The sequence below is a fragment of the Runella zeae DSM 19591 genome, assembly GCF_000423565.1.
GTDB lineage: Bacteria > Bacteroidota > Bacteroidia > Cytophagales > Spirosomataceae > Runella > Runella zeae.
On the sequence record NZ_AUIF01000032.1, the window covers coordinates 17,546 to 38,579 of the forward strand.

Annotated in this window: 16 protein-coding genes; 8 read left to right on the forward strand and 8 right to left on the reverse strand. The window is 43.3% G+C overall.

Features of this window, described 5'->3' with window-relative positions:
- Positions 1 to 7 precede the first annotated feature (7 nt).
- The 6 genes from G563_RS0108370 to G563_RS0108395 all read right to left on the reverse strand — a co-directional run bounded on the left by G563_RS0108370 (position 8) and on the right by G563_RS0108395 (position 10,835).
- Positions 8 to 907 (reverse strand): SDR family oxidoreductase, encoded by a 900-nt coding sequence (locus G563_RS0108370; protein ID WP_028664932.1) that lies wholly within the window; start codon positions 905 to 907, stop codon positions 8 to 10.
- 90 nt (positions 908 to 997) lie between these two features.
- On the reverse strand, positions 998 to 3,832 hold the full coding sequence (locus G563_RS0108375; RefSeq protein WP_028664933.1) for a TonB-dependent receptor domain-containing protein: 2,835 nt from the start codon (positions 3,830 to 3,832) through the stop codon (positions 998 to 1,000).
- Between the two features lie 325 nt (positions 3,833 to 4,157).
- Positions 4,158 to 4,721, reverse strand: coding sequence for a phosphonate degradation HD-domain oxygenase (locus G563_RS0108380; protein WP_028664934.1), 564 nt, complete (start codon positions 4,719 to 4,721; stop codon positions 4,158 to 4,160).
- A gap of 5 nt (positions 4,722 to 4,726) precedes the next feature.
- Positions 4,727 to 5,812: an alkaline phosphatase family protein gene (locus G563_RS0108385; RefSeq protein ID WP_028664935.1), complete on the reverse strand. Its 1,086-nt coding sequence runs from the start codon at positions 5,810 to 5,812 to the stop codon at positions 4,727 to 4,729.
- Positions 5,813 to 5,998: 186 nt separating this feature from the next.
- Positions 5,999 to 7,567 (reverse strand): SusD/RagB family nutrient-binding outer membrane lipoprotein, encoded by a 1,569-nt coding sequence (locus tag G563_RS0108390; protein ID WP_028664936.1) that lies wholly within the window; start codon positions 7,565 to 7,567, stop codon positions 5,999 to 6,001.
- A 52-nt stretch (positions 7,568 to 7,619) separates the two neighbouring features.
- Entirely contained in the window at positions 7,620 to 10,835 is a 3,216-nt protein-coding gene (locus tag G563_RS0108395; protein ID WP_051210828.1) for a SusC/RagA family TonB-linked outer membrane protein, read from the reverse strand.
- Positions 10,836 to 11,120: 285 nt separating this feature from the next.
- On the opposite strand from G563_RS0108395, the gene G563_RS0108400 reads away from it, so the two are divergent.
- A complete protein-coding gene (locus G563_RS0108400) occupies positions 11,121 to 11,858 on the forward strand; it encodes an HAD family hydrolase (protein ID WP_028664938.1) in 738 nt (245 codons plus the stop codon).
- 49 nt (positions 11,859 to 11,907) lie between these two features.
- Positions 11,908 to 13,053 carry a TIGR03364 family FAD-dependent oxidoreductase gene (locus tag G563_RS0108405; protein ID WP_028664939.1) on the forward strand — a complete coding sequence of 382 codons (1,146 nt, stop codon included), beginning with the start codon at positions 11,908 to 11,910 and terminating at the stop codon, positions 13,051 to 13,053.
- Positions 13,054 to 13,106: 53 nt separating this feature from the next.
- Here G563_RS0108405 and thrA read toward each other — a convergent pair whose 3' ends face one another.
- Complete coding sequence (gene thrA / locus G563_RS0108410; RefSeq protein WP_028664940.1) at positions 13,107 to 15,569, reverse strand: bifunctional aspartate kinase/homoserine dehydrogenase I; 2,463 nt, start codon at positions 15,567 to 15,569, stop codon at positions 13,107 to 13,109.
- Positions 15,570 to 15,902: 333 nt separating this feature from the next.
- On the opposite strand from thrA, the gene G563_RS0108415 reads away from it, so the two are divergent.
- The 6 genes from G563_RS0108415 (at position 15,903) to G563_RS0108445 (ending at position 19,756) form a co-directional block, all read left to right on the forward strand.
- On the forward strand, positions 15,903 to 16,130 hold the full coding sequence (locus G563_RS0108415; protein ID WP_028664941.1) for a PspC domain-containing protein: 228 nt from the start codon (positions 15,903 to 15,905) through the stop codon (positions 16,128 to 16,130).
- Positions 16,131 to 16,196: 66 nt separating this feature from the next.
- Positions 16,197 to 16,424, forward strand: coding sequence for a hypothetical protein (locus tag G563_RS0108420; RefSeq protein ID WP_028664942.1), 228 nt, complete (start codon positions 16,197 to 16,199; stop codon positions 16,422 to 16,424).
- Between the two features lie 139 nt (positions 16,425 to 16,563).
- Positions 16,564 to 17,340 (forward strand): hypothetical protein, encoded by a 777-nt coding sequence (locus G563_RS0108430; RefSeq protein ID WP_028664943.1) that lies wholly within the window; start codon positions 16,564 to 16,566, stop codon positions 17,338 to 17,340.
- 86 nt (positions 17,341 to 17,426) lie between these two features.
- A complete protein-coding gene (locus G563_RS0108435) occupies positions 17,427 to 17,963 on the forward strand; it encodes an RNA polymerase sigma factor (RefSeq protein WP_037326212.1) in 537 nt (178 codons plus the stop codon).
- Positions 17,947 to 18,618, forward strand: a complete 672-nt coding sequence (locus G563_RS0108440; RefSeq protein WP_157585180.1) for a hypothetical protein — start codon at positions 17,947 to 17,949, stop codon at positions 18,616 to 18,618. The genes G563_RS0108435 and G563_RS0108440 overlap by 17 nt, the downstream gene beginning before the upstream one ends.
- Positions 18,619 to 18,622: 4 nt before the next feature.
- Complete coding sequence (locus tag G563_RS0108445; protein ID WP_028664946.1) at positions 18,623 to 19,756, forward strand: hypothetical protein; 1,134 nt, start codon at positions 18,623 to 18,625, stop codon at positions 19,754 to 19,756.
- A 14-nt stretch (positions 19,757 to 19,770) separates the two neighbouring features.
- Here the strand turns inward: G563_RS0108445 and G563_RS0108450 are convergent, their stop codons facing one another.
- Positions 19,771 to 21,012: an MFS transporter gene (locus tag G563_RS0108450; protein ID WP_028664947.1), complete on the reverse strand. Its 1,242-nt coding sequence runs from the start codon at positions 21,010 to 21,012 to the stop codon at positions 19,771 to 19,773.
- Positions 21,013 to 21,034 lie beyond the last annotated feature (22 nt).

Genomic DNA, 21,034 nt, shown 5'->3' on the forward strand with positions numbered 1-21,034 from the left:
TTAAGCGTTACTGCAATTGCCCTGCCAAAATCGCAATTCCTTCAGTGAAACTATGAGGGGTATAGCCAAGCACAGTTTGTGATTTATCCAACACAAAACCCGTGCGAGCGGGACGCTTGGCTGGCTGGGTGAAAGTACTAGAATCCGCCTGGGCAATGAGTGATTTGTCGAGCCCGAAATACTCAGCCGTCATGATGGCCATTTCATAAGGGGTAAGTAAATCTTTACCCGAAATATTGAAAACCCCTTCGGCTTCTTGGTCTGCAATCAGGAAGCAGCCCATTGCCAAATCTTCGGCTAAAGTAGGTGTACGCCACTGATCCGTTACGACTTTGATATTTTTCTTTTCTTCAAGCGATTTTTTTACCCACAAAATAATGTTGGAGCGAGACATATCATACGCAATCCCGTACACAAGCACCGTACGTGCAATCGCCCACCGAAGCTTGGAATGTTCGACTACTTTTTCGGCAGCATATTTGCTCCAGCCATAAAAACTCAGTGGATTTGCCTCGCCTTCTTCGGTGTAAGGGCCAGATGTACCATCAAAGATAAAATCGGTAGAAACATGACAAAGGAATATATTGTGTTGCTGACAAGCTTCTACGATGTATTCTACCGCTTTTACATTTTGAGCCCAGCAGTTTTCCTTTTCAAACTCGCATTGGTCTACGTTGGTCATGGCAGCGCCGTGTACAATCACATCAGGCTTTACCTGTGCGATTACGTCATTTACCTGTTCGCGGTCGGTAATGTCCATTGAATAATAGGCATACCCTTCGGTGAAAGGGAGGCGATTGGCACCGCGTGCCGTAGCAATACATTGAATATGGGGCTGTGTGACGAGCAATTCTACCAACTTTTGCCCTAAAAGTCCGTTAGAACCTGTAATGAGAATTTTTTTCATGGTGAATTATTAAAAACTGCCAAGCTCCTCCGAACTTGGCAGTCATATTAGCAAAGACCCACAAAGATAAGTGTTTAATTGATAACCTTCTTACCGGAAATTACGCAAAGTGTAAGTGAAAGTTACCATATAATAACGCTGCAATACCCGAGTTTTGAGGTCTTCGATATAGGTTTCGGTGACACTACGACTGATGCTATTGTTTTGACCTAATACATCAAAAGTGCTTAGTTTCAATTCCCCAGCTTGGTTTTTCAAGAATTTGTAACCAACTGCGGCATTCCACAACGTAAAGTTGAGGTTGAAATCTTGTCCCAAACCTGTATAAAAGGTATGGTTGAGGTTGGTATTGACAAAGAAACCTGCTTTGGTCAGCCAATTGAGTTTGAAGTTACTATTTTGGTAATAATAAGTTCCGTTGGAAGCAGGTTGCAGGGTGTTAGTCACGGTATTGTAGTTTCCATTAACCGACAAGGTAAAATCCAGTTGTTCGCTGATATTACTGCTCAACACCAATCCTCCCGTAATAGAATGCGTGTTAGATGTATTTTGGGCGTAATTAATCAACCCAATCGTGCGTGTATAGCCCGTTCCTAGGTTAAAGTTTAGGTTACTTTTCAACGATTTTACGGGTAATCCATAAGTGATAAACGAACGAATGTTCCAATTGCCGTTTACGTTGACAGGTTGACTAAATTGCGAGCCTATTTTCAGGGGAAAACCCGCTACTACCGTATCTTTCGTGGCAATAAAGGTAGTATTGCTGATATTGTTTTGGGTAAACGACCCATTGACATTGATAAAGAAACTCTGTGCTTTTTTTGCGTTTGTCAAACCATACCGAACCGACATATTGTGGTTATATTCTTGTTTCAAATCAGGATTACCTGTTTTGAGAAACAAGGGATTTGAGTTATCCACCACGTTTTGCAATTGGCTGATAGAAGGTGCATTGGTAGAAGTACGATAAAAAATACGCAAGCTCTTTCCGTCGGTTCCGCGATACATCAACATCGCCGAAGGTAAGATATTGTTGAAAGTACGCACTGTTTCAAACTTCTGCGGGAAGTTTTGCATTCCACTAAGTTGCGCATTTTGGTAATTCAACTCGGCGGTCACCATTGTTTTTTTGATGCGCATCCGATAGCTTCCTCCAATACGATTGGTGATGTAAGTATTGTCAAATTCATTAGAAAGTCTCAAATCGGGCGTACTGTATTCGCTGGTGCTTTGGTCATAGTTGTAAGTATTGCGGCTAGAATAGTTTTTGGTATAACTAGGCACATAATTTAACTGCAATTGTCCACCGCGACCCACATTTTCGGTCAAGGAGATATTACCCGAAATCGTATAGCCACTGCCCGAAGTCTCCGTTTTCTGATCCGTAATCTGCAAAGAATCTGACGTCAAACGTCCAAAATAGCGATTGACTGATTCGAGAGATGACTCTCCATTACGGTCATTGGCCGAAGTAGTAAGACCCACCGAAAGCGTGCGGCCAATTTTACCAAAACGGTGTCTCCACAAAATATTGTTGTTGAAATTATAACCTTTGTTATTTGCCTGATTGTCAGTCTGAGTTTGGCTCAAAGACCTCCCAGCCAAGCTATTAGCGCCAAAAAGCGTATTGTAAGAAGTATTGTCTTGGAAACTCAAACGAGGAGTAAAAATGATTGAGTTTTTGGTATTGATAGTATATTCTAAACGGGCATTAAAACGATGGTTGGTGTTGTTGCTAGCCGAAAAATAATCTTCGTTGTACAATTGTCCCGTACCTTGGGTAGAGAAAAAAGTACGAGCTAATTGGCTCTCGTTGTTGTTGTTGGCATCATTGAAAAAATAACTTCCCGTTACTTTCCATTTTTTACCCCAATTGTCCGAATAATTCAATCCTATTGCGTGGGTTTTGTTGATACCTCCTTGCTGTCCCGACAAGAAATTTGAGCTAGCATTTCCGCCACCAAAATTACCGCCGCCACCGCCACGGTTGCCACCACCGCCGCCGCGATTGCCTCCGCCACCACGATTGCCACCACCACCGCCGCTAGAGCCTCCCAAAACCCCTAGTAAATCCTCACTACCAAAGTTTTGTTGGTTGATGTTGTTGGTCATACCGATGAGCGAAATCCGCGTGTCTTTCTTGAAGTAGTTGGTACTACCACCTGCCATATAGCGGCCGTCGGTTCCGTAGCCTGCATATAGTTTTCCAAACTGCCCGTTGTTGCGGTCAGAGCGAGTAACGATATTGATGGTTTTGGTGGTTTGGCCATCATCAAAACCCGTAAACTGCGCTTGATCGCTCAAGCGGTCAAATACTTGAATTTTGTCGATGACTTCGGCTGGTAGATTTTTGAGTGCCAACGTAGCATCATCCCCAAAAAACTCGCGTCCATCTACCGTTACACGTTGTACATTTTCGCCTTGGGCTTTTACTTGGCCATTCTCGATGGTAATGTTGGGCATTTTTTCAATCAAATCTTGCGCCGAAGCATCGCGATTGGTCTTAAAAGCACTCGCATTATAAATAGTAGTATCTCCTTTTTGCACCACTCGCTCGGCCATTCCCTTCACAATCACATCATTGAGAAGCTGCCCGTCGGCTTTCATTTCAATTTTTCCTAAATCGGGGCTGGTTCGGCGAAGGTTTATGGATTGGTCATGGTTGGAATAACCAATAAACGAAATCATCAAGCGATAGCTGGCGGTGGGAATATTCTTAAAAGTAAATGCGCCCACGGTATCGGCGACTGTTCCGAACCTAACGGTGGAGTCGGCACGACTGACAAGTAAAACATTGGCGCCAATAAGGGCGGATTGGTCGCTTCCGTCCACAACGCGGCCTTTTACATCTACGTTTTGGGCTAATAATGAAGTGGTGCTTACAATCACACCGAGGAATAAATAGAGTATGCGCGATATATACATGGTGTATGGTATTTTTCCTTTGAAAAATAAAATAGCAAAAGGTTTAGCCCACATCTGCCGAAAAGCGATGAAACAGCCAAGAACACCGACGACCTTGGGAGTATTTACCGATAAAGCCAAATGGACTAAAGCACGGTGCTAACAAAAAATATTAGGCTTCTTCAGGAGCCAATACCATGTATATTTTAAGGAATAAAAGAAGAAATGAGGTAGCAATACCTACGTCAAAGGTTGTGCTTTTTCGGGTGTTTTTACAGCTCGACCCCAATAGTAAATCGGGTCGAGCTATTAGGGGTTTGGGTATTTTACTAAGTTGAAATAAGAACTAAGATTGGCCTAATACCTCTTCACACAGCGATAGATATTTTTCTAAATCTGGCTTGGCTAGGCCTGTTACTTTAGCGGCTTCATCCCAGCGCCGCATCTGAATGATTAGCTCAAAATAAGGATTCTGTTCAAACTGCGCCGCTTCTTCTGCTTGCATTGGCCCGCCTTGAAATTCCAAAGTTTTACGGCTTGCTTCCGACAATCCTGCAAAGTATTTTGGATTTTTGTAAGTCAGATACCGCTTGGCATTTACGTGGTTGGCTACGAGCACGCATACTTTTTCGGGGAAGCCTTGGTCGCGTAGCCAATCGGCGGCTACTTCTTCGTGGTCTTTGCGTCCGTATATGGCCATGAGTTCTTCTTCTTGTTGGGCTGGCATAAGATGCCCAATATCGTGCAAAAACGCCGCTACTTGTACTTCTTTGTCGTAGCCTGCTTTGCGGGCGAGGTCTGCACCTTGGGCAGCGTGTTCGAGTTGGCTTACGTCTTCGCCATAGTATTGCTCATCGCCTTGCGATTCAAATAAGCGGCGGATTTCGTCGAGAGAGGTGGTAGGTGTCATGTCATTTACTTTTTTAAAACCGTAGGAATCGCTTCGCCTACGGGGTGTTCACATTTGAAATCTAATCCTAAAAAGTGCGCCAAAGTTTGGGCTATTTGATTTTGAAACAATACTTTTTCGGTTTTTACTTCGCCCAATGCGGGGGTATCGGGTCCCATTGCGCCCATCCATATCTGAAAACAATCGGGGGTCTTGGTGCCATGGTCTTTCCAGCGTGCTTTGGGGGTATGTCCACGACCGTGGTCGGTTGTGAGCAAAATGGTGGTTTTGCCTTTATATTGGGGTTGGGATTGGAGGTACTGCCACAAATCTGCGATAAAAGCATCTACCATATGAGCCGTTTGGAGATAGTTATCATATTTTCCGGCATGGGCATAGTCGTCAGTTTCGTCGAAAGATAAGAAAAATACCTTGGGTTTATTTTTTTGAATATATTCTTTGGCCATATAGTACGTAATGAAATCTTGACGGGTCATACCCCAAGGACTAGGCAGTTTTTCTTGGATTTCGTTCAATAGTTTTTCTCGGTCGGTGAGATTGGCACCACTTACGGCTTCATGGCCTGCATTGACGGGGATACCGCTTCTTTTTTCGTTGACAATATGCGGAATCACATCCCAAGTGGCGTAGCCGGCTACTTTTCCTTTGTACTTGGGTTGTTGATTGATAAATTCCAAAACAGTCGTGTTGGGATTGTCTTTGCTATCGTTGGAATTGATTTGGTCATCTACATAGCCACACAAAATTTCGCTGTAGCCTGGATAACTAAACCAGTACGTATTGGAAATATTCATGCGACTATCGTTCCAGCGATTGCCGTAGAGTTGGCCTTGTTTGGCGATTGTTTCCCAAAAAAACGGCAACAGTTTTTGACGGCGTTCTTCAGGGGTATTAGCCCAAAATTGTTTTTTTAGTTTGGCGGTATCGCTTGTGTAAGTCGCATCAAATAAAAGACTAGAGTCAGCTCCTCCAAACACCTCTTGCCATCGCAAGCCGTCGGTGGTGATTAAGATGATATTTTCGGTTTGGCGTTGGGCATAAGTTAAAGTAAGCACCCAAAAGAAAGAAATACTTAATAACACTTTTTTCATAAGCATACAGGAGGGTTTTAGAGAGAGTTGAGTTTAAGTAATTAAGTGCTAAAGCACCGTTATTCGTTACCTATTAACCGTAAGTGATTACTAAAAATATATCACACTCATTCTTTAAAAATAGAATAAAGTGGGAGAGAAATTTGCTCCCACTTTTATCTTCAATTTTAAACCTATGTGAAAATACTACTTTAAGATCCAAAGTTCATCATTGACGGATTCGCTCGCTTTGCCAAATTGTGATTGGACAGAAGCTTTGTAATTGGTTTCATTGTAAATCCGCTCAGAGTTGGGATACAACCAACGGCGCGGGATAACGCCCGAATTGCCCGTACCTGGCCCACCTTTGGCAAAATTGGCAGGAAAGCCCGTACGACGCCAGTTATAGAAGGCTTCCATACCAGAGTTCATGAAGAAGCCCAAGTACTTTTGAGTAAGGATTTGTTCCAAGCCTTTGGCGTTGTTGCCCGCATATTTAACAGCTGCTTGGGCATAAAAATCAGCCCAATTGAACTTCACCGTATAGCCTGCCGAAGAGGCATTGGCTCCATTACGAGTTTCGAGTACCACGGTATTGTCACCATTTTTGATGTCAAAGAAACCCTGTGAAGCCTGAATGCCTTTCACATACCAATCTTCGGCCGTGCCAGCTGCCCAACCACGGTTGATGGCTTCGGCGATATTGAAACACATTTCGATGTAGCCAATTTGAATCGTATTTTCGGGGGTATAATTGCGATAATAACGATTGCGGTTGATAAACGAATATTGACCATTTAGTGCCTTTGTTGACATATCGTCCAAACTTTCGGCGGGACTAGCGCCTACAAAAGCCGCAAAATCTGTCTGTGCAAGTCCCTTTTTGATTTGGGCTTCGGCAGGCTCGGCTATATAAAAAATTCGAGGGTCTTGGGTGCTTTTCAAGATGTCGATATTGGTAGATGACATCTGCTGACGAGTGGCGTCAAAGCCAAAATTGTCGGGATTGAGAGGATATTTGTTATAAGTATTGTTGTACTTGTAGGCCAAGTTATCGCTCATACTTGTCATGATTGGAAACTTGGTGGGGTTGTTGAGTACTTCCGCAAAACGCGCCTTGATATTAAGATCCGCATCGCTTTCTTTTTTACTTAACGACACCAATACCCGAAGTTTAAACGTATTCACGACTTTTTGCCATTGACGTAGGTTATTGCTGAGGTAAATATCTCCCTGAAAAAACACATCTCCAGAGGCAATCAACTTACTCATGTCGTCGTTGGCTTCGTCGAGCCATTTGAGCGATTGAAGATATACCTCTTTCTGCGAATTGTATTTGGGAGTCATGTTTTCGGTGCCTTTGAGGGCATCGTTCATGGGAAGGTCGCCGAGGCGTTGGGTCATCCATACAAAGAAATAAGCCTTGAAAAATTTACCCAAAGCCGAATAAGGATTCAGGTCTTTTCCAGTTACTTTCTTGGCTTCCTCTTCCATTTTAGTCACGTTTTTGAGCGCATCAAAGTAAGTACCTGAGGTAGTCCAGTCGTATTCGTTGTTGCCGTAATAGTTGTAATTAATGGTATAAAACTGATTCCAGCGGGTTTCTTTACCCCAAGGACGCTCATTGAAACTATTCTGAACGGCATTCAGTACCAAGTTGGGCGGGGAGCTTACGGGTACGTTGGGGTTTACTTCGAGTTCTTTGAAACTTTGGCAACTACTCAATAGCAGTACTAGCGCAAAGCCAAAAATGGTATATATGTTTTTATTTTTCATTGTCTTAAAGTGTTTTGTCATTTTGAAAAAAAACATTCACAAGAAGCGACGCTTAGAAGGTGAAGTTGATATTGATACCATAACGACGCAACGTAGGTGTTTGTAGTGACGAAGAGCGGTTGCTGTAGTTGACAAATTGCTCCACATCAAGGTCTTTTGAATGAGCAAAGTACAGCAAATTACGACCTACCAAAGAAATAGTGGCTTGACGGATGTTTTTACCCAAAAGCCCTGCTGGTAGCGAGTATCCCACCTGCACTTCTCTGAGCTTCACAAAGGTACGGTTCATGATATTTCCTTCGGTAGAGTTGTAATAGCGGCTAATCCAGTCTTGGAGATATGTGGCATAGGTAGTCGACATAGGCGTAAATTTCAATTCGCCATAGTTCAAGATTTTGCCATCTGGGTCGTAGCTAATCGTACCGCCTGTCAATACCACCCCTGGACCTACCCAAGTCTTACGCCCCTCGGTGTCGGCCAAACGAGCCATACCCATATCGCCTTGAACAGTAGCAATATGACGACCACCACGGAAGGTTTGTTTTTGGATGTAGTTTTCGATGACTCCCCCGATACGTCCGTCAAACTGGAAGCTAAAATTGAAGTTTTTGTAGCTGAATTTGTTTTGGAAGCCAAACGTCCAATCAGGATTGGTATAACCTAAAAACTGCGCCACAGGATTGTAGATAGGACGCCCACTCGCATCGTTTACAATCTGTCCATCTTGCGTACGCACAAAAGCCGTTCCATAATAAGCATCTAGGCGGTCACCGATTTTGTAGAATTGGTTCAAACGGGTTTGGTTGCCATAAATCTCCCGTAGCGTTTCTTGCCAAGTAGACCAGTTGGCCAGCACATCCCAGTTAAATCCGTTGATATTTTTGATGACATTGCCACTAACGGCTATCTCCAATCCTTTGCGTTGAGACTTGATACCGTTGGTGGTCAAACTTCCATAACCGGTTGATTCGGGTAACGTCAAACCAAAAATACGAGGACCGTCTAAGTAGCTAAAATACGTGACGTCTAGTCCGAGGCGATTGTTCAAAAACTTCATTTCAATTCCTCCCTCGTAGTTGGTACGGCTCGAAGGTTGAATGTTTGGATCAATCAAGCTGCTCGAATAGTAAGCGGCGGCTTCGTTGTTGTAAGGACGCGAAATATTGTAAGCCACTGTAGTTCCGTAGCTTGGGCCGTCATACGAAGAGTTGTAATTGGCGCCATAGTACACAGGAGCACCCGGCGGAACCCCGATATTAGCTTGGGTAAACGCCTCTTTTACCCGCGCAAACGACGCCCGCACTTTCAAAAACGTAATCGCATCTGGTAGTTTTACATAATCTGATATAACGCTAGTCACCCCTACTGATGGATAAAATCCGACGTTACGACCAGCAGGAAGCGTAGAAGTTTTGTCCCAACGACCTGTCAGTGAAATATTGGCATATTTACTAAGAGACAAGTCGGCAGCATAGTAGCCGCTCATTACGCGCATGTAAGATTGGAAATTGTAAGCCTGAACAGGGTTGCGAGAGTTGGAGAAACTATACACGCCCGGTACGTTGAGATAATCGGTAGAGGCGAAGTTGGAGGTATATCTAAAAAGGCGCATACTTCCTCCTACTGAAGCTTTCAACGTAATATTTTTAACGATTTCTTTATCGAAATTTATCAAAAGGTCGGTATTGTTTTCCCACAAATTACGACGGTCTTCGCGGTAATCGCCACGCGCTTCTTCTCGCCCGTAAGAAGTAGCCGAATAAGGCAATTTTTCGGTGCGGAGGATGTCGTAAGTAGTGACTTGAGTACGCAACTGAGCATTCAAAAAATCGTTGATTTTGTATTTACCCAAAGCATACGCATAAATATCGTTTTTGTAATGTCCACGCAACCACTCTTTTACCACAAACCAAGGGTTGTTGTAGCGTTGATATTCGGCATAGATCTGTTGGATTCCTTCCTTTCCGGGCTGCCATAGTTGCTTCATATCATCTACATTCCAGTCGGCACCACCCCAGATGATAGAGTTGTAGATAAGGGAGTTGGGACCATAATCTACGTCAGGGATATTGGGTGTATATTGACGGCTATAGTTGACCGTACTCTCAAAACGCAATTTATTGGAAAAATTATAGCCCAAAGAAGTGTTGAGGTTGGTGATATTGAGCTGTGTATTAGGAATTACGCCACGTTGATATTGATGCGAAAGCGACACCCGAATATCCGCTTTGTCGTTGCTTGCCGCCACCGATACATTGTTGTTTGACAATATCCCTGTTTGGATAAATCTGGTTAAATTGTCTTTACCTCTTGGTAGCCAAGGAGTAGGGATTCTCTTGCCAGTGGCCGGGTCGATAGGGCTGTCATACTGAGGCAAAAGACGACCATCCAATGGAGGCCCCCAGATGTCGTAATCTCCGTCGTTTACTCCACCACCACGACCATCCACAAACGCATACTTGCCGTGGTCGCCGGGGCCGTATTGGTCTTGTACTTTAGGAATAGCAATAAATCCTTTGTCAAACATCGTAGATGAATTGACATCTACCGAGAAGCCTCTTTTGTCTTTGGAGCCTTTTTTGGTCGTAATCATGATGACCCCGTTTTGGGCACGGAAGCCATACAAAGCTGTTCCAGAAGGGCCTTTCAAAACATCCATTGATTCGATATCGTCAGGGCTGATATTCCAAGTATCGGAGTTGATAGGAATCCCATCTACCACGTACAAAGGTGCGCCTCCACGGAGCGATACCTGCGGAGCGCGCAGAAGCTCCGCACTTGCCCCTACGTTTAAGCCTGCTACTTTACCTACCAGAGAGTTGATGGGGTTAGGTTCGCGGGCTTTGATAAGGTCAGACCCCTTGACACTTTGAGTAGCAAAAGCCAATGTTTTCTTTTCTTTCTGAATCCCAAGGGCCGTTACTACTACTTCTTGGAGCTGTTTGAGGTCTTGGCTCATTTTCAAATCAATAGTGGTGCGGTTGCCAACAGTCACTTCTTGGGCACTATACCCAACAAACGAAAAAACCAAAATAGCAGAAGGAGAAGTACTAATGCGATATTTGCCGTTGGCATCGGTGTTGGTGCCTTGGTTAGTACCCTTCACCACGATACTTACTCCTGGTAGCGGGGTATTGTTGTCGGCATCTGTAATTATCCCTTGCAGCGTTACTTCTTGTGCAAGTACAGTAGTGCTCAATAAAAATGCCAATAAAAATACTGACACCCAAGAATTCCTCCAATGTTTTTGAGGTAAAAAAGCATGCATAACTGTGATTGGTTTACGTGGAAAATGAAGAACATAGAGATACTAAACTGAGTACAAATTAAGTTTAGTGAAATTAATAAATAGTTAACTAATAGTAAAGTAATTATTAAATTTTTTTTTAATATTACTAAACCTGCATTAACACCTTCAAAATCAACTAAAAGCACTTTTAGGTTTATAAATTTCTCACAAAAAGTATATTTTAGCTAAACTTTAATTTGAAGTTTGTTAACTTTGCTCACGTAAATCTTACCTTTGTATCATCTAAAGTCGTTATAACCTATTATGGAGCAACAACCAATTGAATTAGTAATCTTTGACATGGCTGGTACTACCGTCACCGACCAACACGAGGTAGAGGCTTGTTTTGCCAAAGCCGCAAAGATGTCGGGACTAAAAGCCTCTGATGAAGAAATCTTGGCCGCTCAAGGGCTGGCTAAAAGATTTGTTTTTGAAATGTTTTGGACCCAAAATCTCGGCGAAGGTCATCCAGATATTCAGACCAAAGTCGATGAATCGTACGCTATTTTCAAGGAGGTGTTGGAGGAGCATTATCGGACACAACCCGTTTTTCCAACCCAAGGATGTTTAGAACTATTTGATTATCTTAAGAGTCAAGGCATCAAAATCGCTTTAACAACCGGGTTTTACAGGGTTGTAACGGATATTATTTTGGAAAAGCTAGGCTGGCTCGAAGGGCTAGACGAAAATCGTGTAGGCAACAACGCTACTATCATTCAAGCTTCTATTGCTAGCGATGAAGTAGAAAAAGGCCGCCCTGCTCCCCTCATGATCCAAAAAGCGATGCGTCTGCTAGGTGTTACAGACGCCAAGCGGGTTATCAATATTGGAGATACCCCTTCTGATTTGCAATCTGGGGCTGCCGCAGGGGTATACCTAAATTTAGGGGTCATCAATGGCACTCATACCATGGAGCAGCTTATGCCTCATCCTCACGATGCTTTGCTAGGGTCGGTTGATGAGATTATCAATATCTTAGAAGATGCCAAAGTAAAAATTTAACCTAGATTTTATTTACAAAAATAGGCATTCAGATTTAGTATTTATATACATGAAAACACATTTTGACTTGATTGTTGTAGGAGGGGGTATTATGGGGACTTTTCACGCCTACCATGCTGCCAAACGCAACAAATCAGTATTGCTTCTCGAAAAAGACAACTTCCCTGTAGGAGCCACAGTCCGTAATTTTGGGCAAGTGGTGCCTTCGGGCTTAGCCGGAAGATGGTTTACGTATGGCAAACGAAGCTTGGAACTGTATCATGATTTACAGTCAAAAACCGATTTGACGATTCGTAAAAATGGCTCCGTTTATATCGCCTCTGATGCTGACGAATGGCAAGTAGCCAACGAACTGTATGATCACTATGTAAGAATAGGTTATCCGTGTGAGCTATTGAGTCGAGAAACTTGCCTTGCCAAATACCCTTATTTGAGAAATGAATATCCCGTAGGGGCGATTTTTTTTCCTGAGGAAGTAACCGTCGATTCGCCTCTTCTAATGCAGCGATTTTTGGCGTATTGTGCTACACAAACGGGGGTAACTTATCTTAACAACGCTACCGTTATCAATTGTGAAAGCACCAATGGAAAAGCACAGGTAACTTTGACAAATCGTCAACAATTTGAAGCCGAACATGTGTTGATTTGCAATGGTCACGAATTTCGGATGTTGTACCCTGATTTATTCGCGCAAAGTGGATTGGTGGTAAGCAAACTCCAAATGCTCCAAACCATCCCTTTTCCAGCAATAGCAATGAAGGGCAATATTCTTACGGGACTTACTATCAGACGCTACGAGTCTTTTCAGCAGTGTCCCTCTTATGCGAGTCTTACGACGCCACCGCATTTGGAAGAACTCAAAAAATGGGGCATTCACATCTTGTTTAAGCAAGCTTTGGATGGCTCGATTGTGGTGGGAGATTCGCACGAATATGCGGGTGCCCAAAACGTCGATGATTTGGGCTATCATCTGAGCGATTATATCAATCAATTGATGATTGACGAAGCCAAGCGAATCGTGAGTTTTCCAGTAGAAAAAATCCAGACAAGTTGGGCAGGTTTTTATAGTCAAACTACCGACGAAATATACGAACGTCAAATAGATGACCGCATCCGAATCATCACCGGGATTGGGGGCAAAGGCATGACCTCAAGTGGAGGCTATTCTGAAGAAACGATTGCGTCTATCTTCTAAACAAAGGAGGCTGCCCTACAAAGACAGCCTCTCTTTTGAAATTTCACAAAAAACTACGCCAAATAACTACTGATACTCATCACATCCGCAAATACCCCTGAGGCAGTCACTTCGGCTCCTGCGCCAGGACCTTTGACGACAAGGGGACGAGTATTGTAACGCTCAGTAGTAAACGAAACGATATTGTCAGCGCCCGATAGCGAATAAAAAGGATGCTCGCCATCTACGGTTTTAAGCTCTAGCATAGCGCGGCCATTTTCGAGCGTGGCGATATAGCGCAACTTCTCTCCTTTTTTGGTAGCCGCTTGTAGCAATTCTGCAAAGTAGGCATCCGAGTTTTCTAATTCTATAAAGAAGTCATCAACAGTAGGCGCTTGAAGGCAATTGTCAGGTAAAATAGGGGCAATTTGGATATCGCTCATTTCCAGGCCTACGCCCGTTTCACGGGCCAAAATCAAAATTTTACGAGCTACATCAAGACCACTCAAATCATCGCGAGGATCGGGTTCGGTATAGCCTTTGGCTTTAGCTTCGCGCACAATATCCACAAAGCGAGTTCCGGGTACAAAGCTATTGAAGATAAACGACAAAGTCCCTGATAAAATCGCTTCTATTTTCACGAATTTATCACCACTCGCCATCAAGCCCTGAATGGTATTGATGATTGGTAAACCCGCACCCACGTTGGTCTCGTACAAAAACTTCACTCCTTTCCGAACCGCCGTTTGTTGTAAACGTAAATACTCCGAATAAGCGCTTGAGTTTGCTACTTTGTTGGGCGTCACTACCGACACACTTGCGTCAAGCAAAGGATGATAATATTGGATAATGTCTTTGTCGGATGTACAATCGATAAAGACGCTATTGGGCAAGTTGAATTCACGAATGCGCTGCACAAATGCGGGCAAACTCGTCATTTTGCCATTTTCGTCTAGTTCTTCTTTCCAGTTGTTAAGGCTAATCCCTTCGGGATTGAGCCACATTTTTTTGCTACGTGCCAGTCCTACCACGTTGATTTTCAGCAACTTTTCTTTAGCCAAATAATCTGACTGCGCCGCCAACTGCTTCATAAACGTGCTTCCAATCAAACCCGTACCTACAATAAACAAATTGAGGTTTCTGACTTCTGACTGAAAAAACACGCCATGAATCGCATTGAGTGCTTTGGAAAGGTCGTTTTTCTGAATCACCACCGAAATATTCAATTCCGAAGAGCCTTGCGCAGTAGCTACAACATTGATACCGTTTTTGCCCAAAGCCGTAAACAATTTACCCGAAATACCCGTATTTCGGCGCATCCCCTCTCCTACGATGGCAATGATTGATACATTTTTCTGAATCTGAATGCCATCGCGGTCGATGTCACCAGCACTGATTTCGGGGGCGAATGTTTGCTCCAATACTTCTTTGGCTCTATCCGAATTTCTGGGGTCGATGGCAAAGCAAATCGAATGCTCTGACGATGCCTGTGAAATCAAAATAACGCTGATTCGGTGTCTCGACAAAGCCGTGAACAACCTAGCCGATACCCCCGCCACTCCAATCAAACCACTTCCTTGGACATTGACCAAAGCAATGTCGTCAATGGAGCTAATGCCCGTAATCGCATAAGGCGAATCATACGGGATAGTATGCACGGTAGTACCTTCAGAGGATACATTGAAGGTATTGAGTACTTTAATGGGTATATTTTTGACAAAAGCGGGCTGCAAACTTGGTGGATAAATCACCTTGGCACCAAAGTGACTCAATTCCATTGCTTCGGCATAGGTGATAGTCGGAATCGTAAAAGCCGTAGATACTTTGCGCGGGTCGGCGGTCATCATACCGTCTACATCAGTCCAGATTTCAATCACCTCAGCGTCCAAGGCCGCCCCAAAAATCGACCCTGTATAATCAGAACCTCCGCGACCAAGGGTCGTAGTGATGCCCTCGGCGGTAGACCCAATAAACCCCGTAATGCACTGAAGAGCTTCTTTTTCTTCAAAATGAGCTTTTATTTGGGCATTAGTAATTTCAAAATCAACCTCCGCATAGCCAAAGTGGTCGTTGGTACGAATAAGCTTACGGGCATCACAAAACTCTGCCTTCAAACTTCTTGCTTTGAGTGCTTCGGTGATTACGGTGGTAGAAAGTCGCTCTCCAAACGACATTAGCAAGTCGAGGGTACGCGCCGAAAGCTCCCGAATGAGCGAAATACCGCGTAGCAAATCCTCTAGTTCGTTGACCAATCCGCGTACTTTGGCGATGGCACTTGATTGATTTTTGATGTCAATCAATCCTCTCACTGCCCCAAAATGACGCTCTTCCAATGTCCTGCACATCTCCAAATACTCAGGATTGCCTTGGGCCGCCATTTTTCCGATTTCAATCAGCTGATTGGTGACGCCCCCCATAGCCGAATATACAACTGCTATTTTTTCGCCTTGGGCAATGTTGGTTTCAAGAATCTTAATAAGCTGCTTTATACTATCTACAGTACCACATGAAGTACCGCCAAACTTAAGAACTTTCATTGACAATCAATCGTTTATAATGCCTCGAAAGCGCCCACTCATGAGTCTCTATCCTTGGAGATTTCAAAGTCATGGCGCTATGCTTTGTTTTGTTTGGCTGCAAATATAGTTGGGTGACGCATAATTTGTTGTGTTTGTGAGAAACAATACCTATTTAATACAAATATCATCCCCAAAACCATCCCTTCATCCTGTCTTACATCCATTAGCTTAGAATCGATTGGATGTAGTGTGTATTGCCTAGTACCTTTACAGCATCATTTCAAAACAGCCATAAACCAATTGTCCTTTTGTAAGGATTTTTTCTCATAAAACTAAAACATATTAATAGCCATGGAAACAAACAGATTATATCGCATCACTAATCAGTCAGTTTTGGGAGGAGTAGCCGCAGGTGTCGCCCATTATTTTGGTATCGACCGCGCCTTGATGAGGATTTTGTTTGTACTCGCCTTTTTCTTTTCAGCGGGTATTCCTGTGGGCTTTATTTATATTTTACTTTGGGCTTTTTTGCCTAAAGCTATCAAAGAAACGACCGATACAAACGTCATCAGGCTTTAGTCTTATCCATCTCTATTTTAGTGTTTGCTCAACAGTGCCGATTCCCCCAAGAATCGGCATTTTTTTATGGGTTCCTTAATGGAATTGATGTTTTGCTGGCAAAAGTTTAGGGCAAACAACGGCGTACGCACACTCGAAGAAATGATTGCCGTAGAAGTTAAATCCAAAAGAATTGGAGACCCCAATGACATTACCACAGGCTTTTTTGAAACTCAAACAAAGAGAATAACTTTGGGGACAGGGTATGATGGAAAGCAAATGGATAGAGTTTGGTTTCAGGGAATAATAGCATAGATGAAAAGAAATAGCTTAACTGCGGAGGCTGGCTTAATTGAAGAAGCAATTTCAAGAGGTATTTTACACAATTATTTGTCTGGAGTTGATAAAACAATTACAGCTTATATCTTGAAACTTAATTAAAAAATGTAAAAATATGAACGACTTTTTAACAATTGAAACAGAGTTGAATAATATCAAAAGGTCTCTATATTATCTAGTGCAAAAAGGGAGTAATGTGAATGGTATCATTTCCTTGCTTATAGGTAACTATCAGATGATAGGATTGATAGAATTAATGAATGAGGATAATAGGTTCAATGCAAAAAAATATCTCTACAAATCGGCGAAGGTGGAAGAGTTGCAATTTAAAGTAGCTAAAGGCTTATTACCAAAAATTGAAATCGACAAACCAACTATCTGGGGAACACTTTATAAAACCATCGGGGTAGTTCTCCTAAGCGATAGCGTACCCTTGTTATATTCCTTTTTTGAGGTCATCGATGATGTAGGAGGCGATGAAGTACGCAAGGGCTACCATTACAACACGGCCTATGCTATTAAATACCTCGTGTTGGGCAATCGCGACAAATCGCGTCATTATCTTGAATTAGCACAAAAAGCCGCTGACCGTAAAAAAGCCAAAACCGAAACGGGTTATTCAGATGTAGTAGAAGGTATATTGGATAGCAACCCTGAATTAATTTCTCAGGGTATCGAAAAAAACCTCAAATACCATCATCGCTGCGAAACGGGAATTTTCAAGGCATTTTGTTTAGAAGCTACTGCAATGGTCAAGTTAGCCAAAATGTATGGTTTTGAAGTAAGTACCGACAGTTCATACATTCACCAAGGTTTGCTTCAACATGACCCTGATATTGTTTTTGAGGACATTGATGAAGTCTATGAGGCATTAGGTATCACTAAAACATAATTTATCATCATAGGAAAAATTATTACCTCCCCCTAGGCAACCCTCGGCGTTCCATCTGCATAATAACCCTTGAAAGCACATTGAAGATGGAACAAACCCTCATCAAAGAACTCAAAAAAGGTAGCCCTTTTGCCCAACGTAGGGTGTACGATACCTACGTCAACCGCCTGATGAGGGTGTGTGTGCGCTATGTGCGTGATACGCAAGATGCCCAAGAAGTATTGATGAACGGTTTTTTGAAATTTTTCAACAACATTCATCAACTCGACGATACGCATCCTATTGCCCCTTATTTGCACAAGATTATGGTCAACGAATGCCTCATGCACCTCCGAAAACAACGCATTTCGTGGTTGACATTGGACGAATCTATAGAATATGAAACCGAAACCGACAATTCCCCTGAGATAGATGCCGAAATCCTCTATGCCGCTATTACTCAGCTACCCGACGGCTACCGAACAGTATTCAATATGTACGTAGTAGAGGGGTATTTGCACGCCGAAATTGCGCACCAACTCAACATTACTGAAAGTACATCCAAAAGCCAACTTCACAAAGCCAAAGCGCTGCTGCGGTTGTGGCTTCAAAAACAAGGTTATCGCTATGGCACAAATGAATGATAAAAACATAAAGCAGCTTCTTGATACATTAGATGAGTCGCTGCCCCCACAAGTAAATTTTGATACTGAAGCTTTTTGGCAACAACTACAGCCTCAAATTGTCCCCAAAAAACAACGTCCTTATTGGCGCTATGGCATAGCGGCCTCTCTCCTATTGATGTTGATTTCGGCAGGAATTTGGGTAAATCAAAAACAACCTGCCACACCGCAGCTAGCCGCTATTCCGACACCTACCAAATCTTCTACCACTCCAACAAAACTCAAGACGAGTGCCCCCGCACCTCACATAGTCCGTTTAGAAAATTCAAAAAAGAAAAACCTACCTACCAAGCCTCAAAAAAATGCAGTAGCCAAAGTACAAGAAGATATAAATCTAAGCGCTACGCCACTTGCTGCTACCAGCCCGATTGTAGAGCCTGAAAAAGCACCTATCCCTGCTAGCGATTCAAATAGAGTAGCCGCCACGGTAGAAAACCCTCCGTCTACCAAAGTATCAAGTACGAATCCTGCAAAACAAAGGTGGAAAGTTGTCCATGCCAATGAACTCCAAACCGACCCTATGGAACGGATTCACGAACAAATCAGTACAAAAAAACGTCATTCGCCTTCCGAATACGCCCAGCAAACCCATTTGTTTACCATCAAAATAAAATAACACCATGAAACATCTCATGCTTTTTTGGGTGCTGATAAGCAGCACCTTAAGCCCTCTTTTTGCCCAAACAGAACAGTACCAAATCACGATTCCACTTTCTACCTCCAATCGGGTAGTGATAGCAGGCAATAGGTGGGACGATTTTGAAAAATTTAAAAACCTTGATTCGTTGGTGCGGCTTTTTGTGGAAGATTATCAAAAAGTAAAAGATAGTATTTCCAATCCCACCACCTCGTACAAACTCCAATATACCCTCACTTCAAAAGGTCGGCAACTGCGCATCCAAGCGTATCCACAAACTCAAAATAATTTTATCTTTCAAAATTTTTCGGAGCCAATGTTGGTCAAAGAAAAACAAGATACCATTGTGATTGAAAAGTGGATTCCGCACCCTGACAATATCCCTCCCCTCGACCAAATGGCTCCCGACCAAATCCAAGCCCTCCATGGCGAACTCCACAACGAATACCGCTACAATCGCTATGGACATTGGTTTGGGATTTATTTTCTGCTCAACAGTGCTGATGAAATAATGCAAATAACACAATTGAACGAGCGTTTGGCCAGTACATTGGAGCAATTGAAAAAGACCAAAACTTATGACCGCCACAACGCAGGCGAGATGACGTTTCGGGTATTTGGCCCCGAACGCTTCAATGTTAAGGCAGAAGTAGCTAAATCGTGGAAAGCAAGTATGAGTCTTATTTGGGCACAAACTAGCTTAGGCTTCTATGCCGGGCGCCCTTATACCACGATTGGCGGTGACTTTACGTACCTTTATAAAAACAGTATTTTAGGATTAAACTTAGGCGTAGAAATGGCGGTGTCTTTCAACAAAACCCAAACCGACAATTTCACCGCCCAACGAAGCACCTTCTATACCGTGGGGATTAATTTTTATGACCGTGGCAAAAAAATCGAACAGCGGCTTTGGGGAACAACTTCCAAACACTTGCGCGTGGGTTCGCTCCAACTGGGCTATAATCGAGGCAAAGAAGACGGGCATTTCCAACCCCATACGTGGCGTTTTTCGTCGGCTTTTACCACTTATAAGCGTATCACGGTCATGCCAGAGATTTATTGGAATGGTCTCTTCAAAAACATCCAACCCGGCTTGAGGGTCGCGATTGGATTTTAGGAGGCTTAGGATTTTTATGATAAAGAAGAAGGGGAGGCTAAAAACGTTTCTTTTTCTAACAAATTTTTGACCCACCGGAAACCTATCGCTGCCACAATCATCAAACCCACAATCACGCTCCAAAGCACATAATAGCCGAAGTGAGTAGCAATTTGCCCTCCTAAAGTAGGAGCGGCAACTTGCGCAATCGAATAACACATCGAGTACAAAGCCGAATACTGACCGCGTGTTTGGGGCGTCGAACGCTCAATCGAGAAAGAGGTCATGAAAGGCATTGCAAGCATTTCGCTTAAAGTAATAGTAACTACCGCTAAGGGCAATATCCATACCACTCCTTGAAAAACGACAAATAGCGAATAACTCAACCCACAAAAAAGCACGCCCCAACTGATAAAAACAAGCTTATGACGCAGCGGCTCAATGTGATAAATTAGTATCATTTCAAAAGCTGCCACGAGGAGGCCGTTGGTTCCGAGGAGCAATCCGATGTAAAATTCGCTAACGTGCAGTTGGGTTTTCCAGAAAACAGGTACCATGCTAAAAAATTGCATAAAACCAACGGCAAACAAGGTCGTAAAGAGCACAAACCGCATATAAACCACATCCCGAAACGCCGATTGAGGCGTTGGGTTTTGGGTAGCTTTATGGTTTTGGGAAGAGCTATCTTGGGTACGATTTTTGACCAATAACAACAATACCAAAGCCGCCGATATATTGGTAATGCCGTCGGCAATAAACAAATATTGATAGCCAATAGTCGCAAAAAAGCCACCCAAAGCGGGGCCAATTGCCCAACCGATATTGATAGCTAGGCGATTGATAGCATAGGCGCGAGTGCGATTTTCGGGCGTACTATAGTAAGCAATTGAGGTAGAATTGGCCGGACGAAACGCTTCTCCTACTAAGCTTAAAGCGAAGGTAGTGAGGCATAAAGTAGGCATGGTGCGCATGTTCATCAATACAAAAAACATACTTCCACCCAACGCCAAACTTGCCATTTGTACGTAATAATGCCCCAGTTTGTCGGTCAGTTTTCCACCCAGATATACCCCCAATATCCCACCTGCACCGGCGCAACTCACCACAAGGCCCGCTTGGGCCAAGCTAAAATGAAGGGCTTGGGTGAGGTATACGCTCATGAAGGGAATAACCATCGTCCCCGACCGATTGATAAACATCACAAAGGCAAGAAGCCAAATTTCGCGAGAGATACCTCCGTAGGCGTTTCGATAAAGAGTGGCTGTTTTCTGTAACATAGCAGCGCAAAGGTACACAAAA

Coding starts and splice junctions, on each gene's coding strand:
- G563_RS0108435 (WP_037326212.1), top strand. CDS start 17,427: ATGGAACAAACCCTCATCAAAGAACTCAAAAAAGGTAGCCCTTTTGCC.
- G563_RS0108400 (WP_028664938.1), top strand. CDS start 11,121: ATGGAGCAACAACCAATTGAATTAGTAATCTTTGACATGGCTGGTACT.
- G563_RS0108395 (WP_051210828.1), bottom strand. CDS start 10,835: ATGCATGCTTTTTTACCTCAAAAACATTGGAGGAATTCTTGGGTGTCA.
- G563_RS0108375 (WP_028664933.1), bottom strand. CDS start 3,832: ATGTATATATCGCGCATACTCTATTTATTCCTCGGTGTGATTGTAAGC.
- thrA (WP_028664940.1), bottom strand. CDS start 15,569: ATGAAAGTTCTTAAGTTTGGCGGTACTTCATGTGGTACTGTAGATAGT.
- G563_RS0108445 (WP_028664946.1), top strand. CDS start 18,623: ATGAAACATCTCATGCTTTTTTGGGTGCTGATAAGCAGCACCTTAAGC.
- G563_RS0108420 (WP_028664942.1), top strand. CDS start 16,197: ATGGGTTCCTTAATGGAATTGATGTTTTGCTGGCAAAAGTTTAGGGCA.
- G563_RS0108450 (WP_028664947.1), bottom strand. CDS start 21,012: ATGTTACAGAAAACAGCCACTCTTTATCGAAACGCCTACGGAGGTATC.
- G563_RS0108415 (WP_028664941.1), top strand. CDS start 15,903: ATGGAAACAAACAGATTATATCGCATCACTAATCAGTCAGTTTTGGGA.
- G563_RS0108430 (WP_028664943.1), top strand. CDS start 16,564: ATGAACGACTTTTTAACAATTGAAACAGAGTTGAATAATATCAAAAGG.
- G563_RS0108390 (WP_028664936.1), bottom strand. CDS start 7,567: ATGAAAAATAAAAACATATATACCATTTTTGGCTTTGCGCTAGTACTG.
- G563_RS0108405 (WP_028664939.1), top strand. CDS start 11,908: ATGAAAACACATTTTGACTTGATTGTTGTAGGAGGGGGTATTATGGGG.
- G563_RS0108370 (WP_028664932.1), bottom strand. CDS start 907: ATGAAAAAAATTCTCATTACAGGTTCTAACGGACTTTTAGGGCAAAAG.
- G563_RS0108385 (WP_028664935.1), bottom strand. CDS start 5,812: ATGAAAAAAGTGTTATTAAGTATTTCTTTCTTTTGGGTGCTTACTTTA.
- G563_RS0108380 (WP_028664934.1), bottom strand. CDS start 4,721: ATGACACCTACCACCTCTCTCGACGAAATCCGCCGCTTATTTGAATCG.
- G563_RS0108440 (WP_157585180.1), top strand. CDS start 17,947: ATGGCACAAATGAATGATAAAAACATAAAGCAGCTTCTTGATACATTA.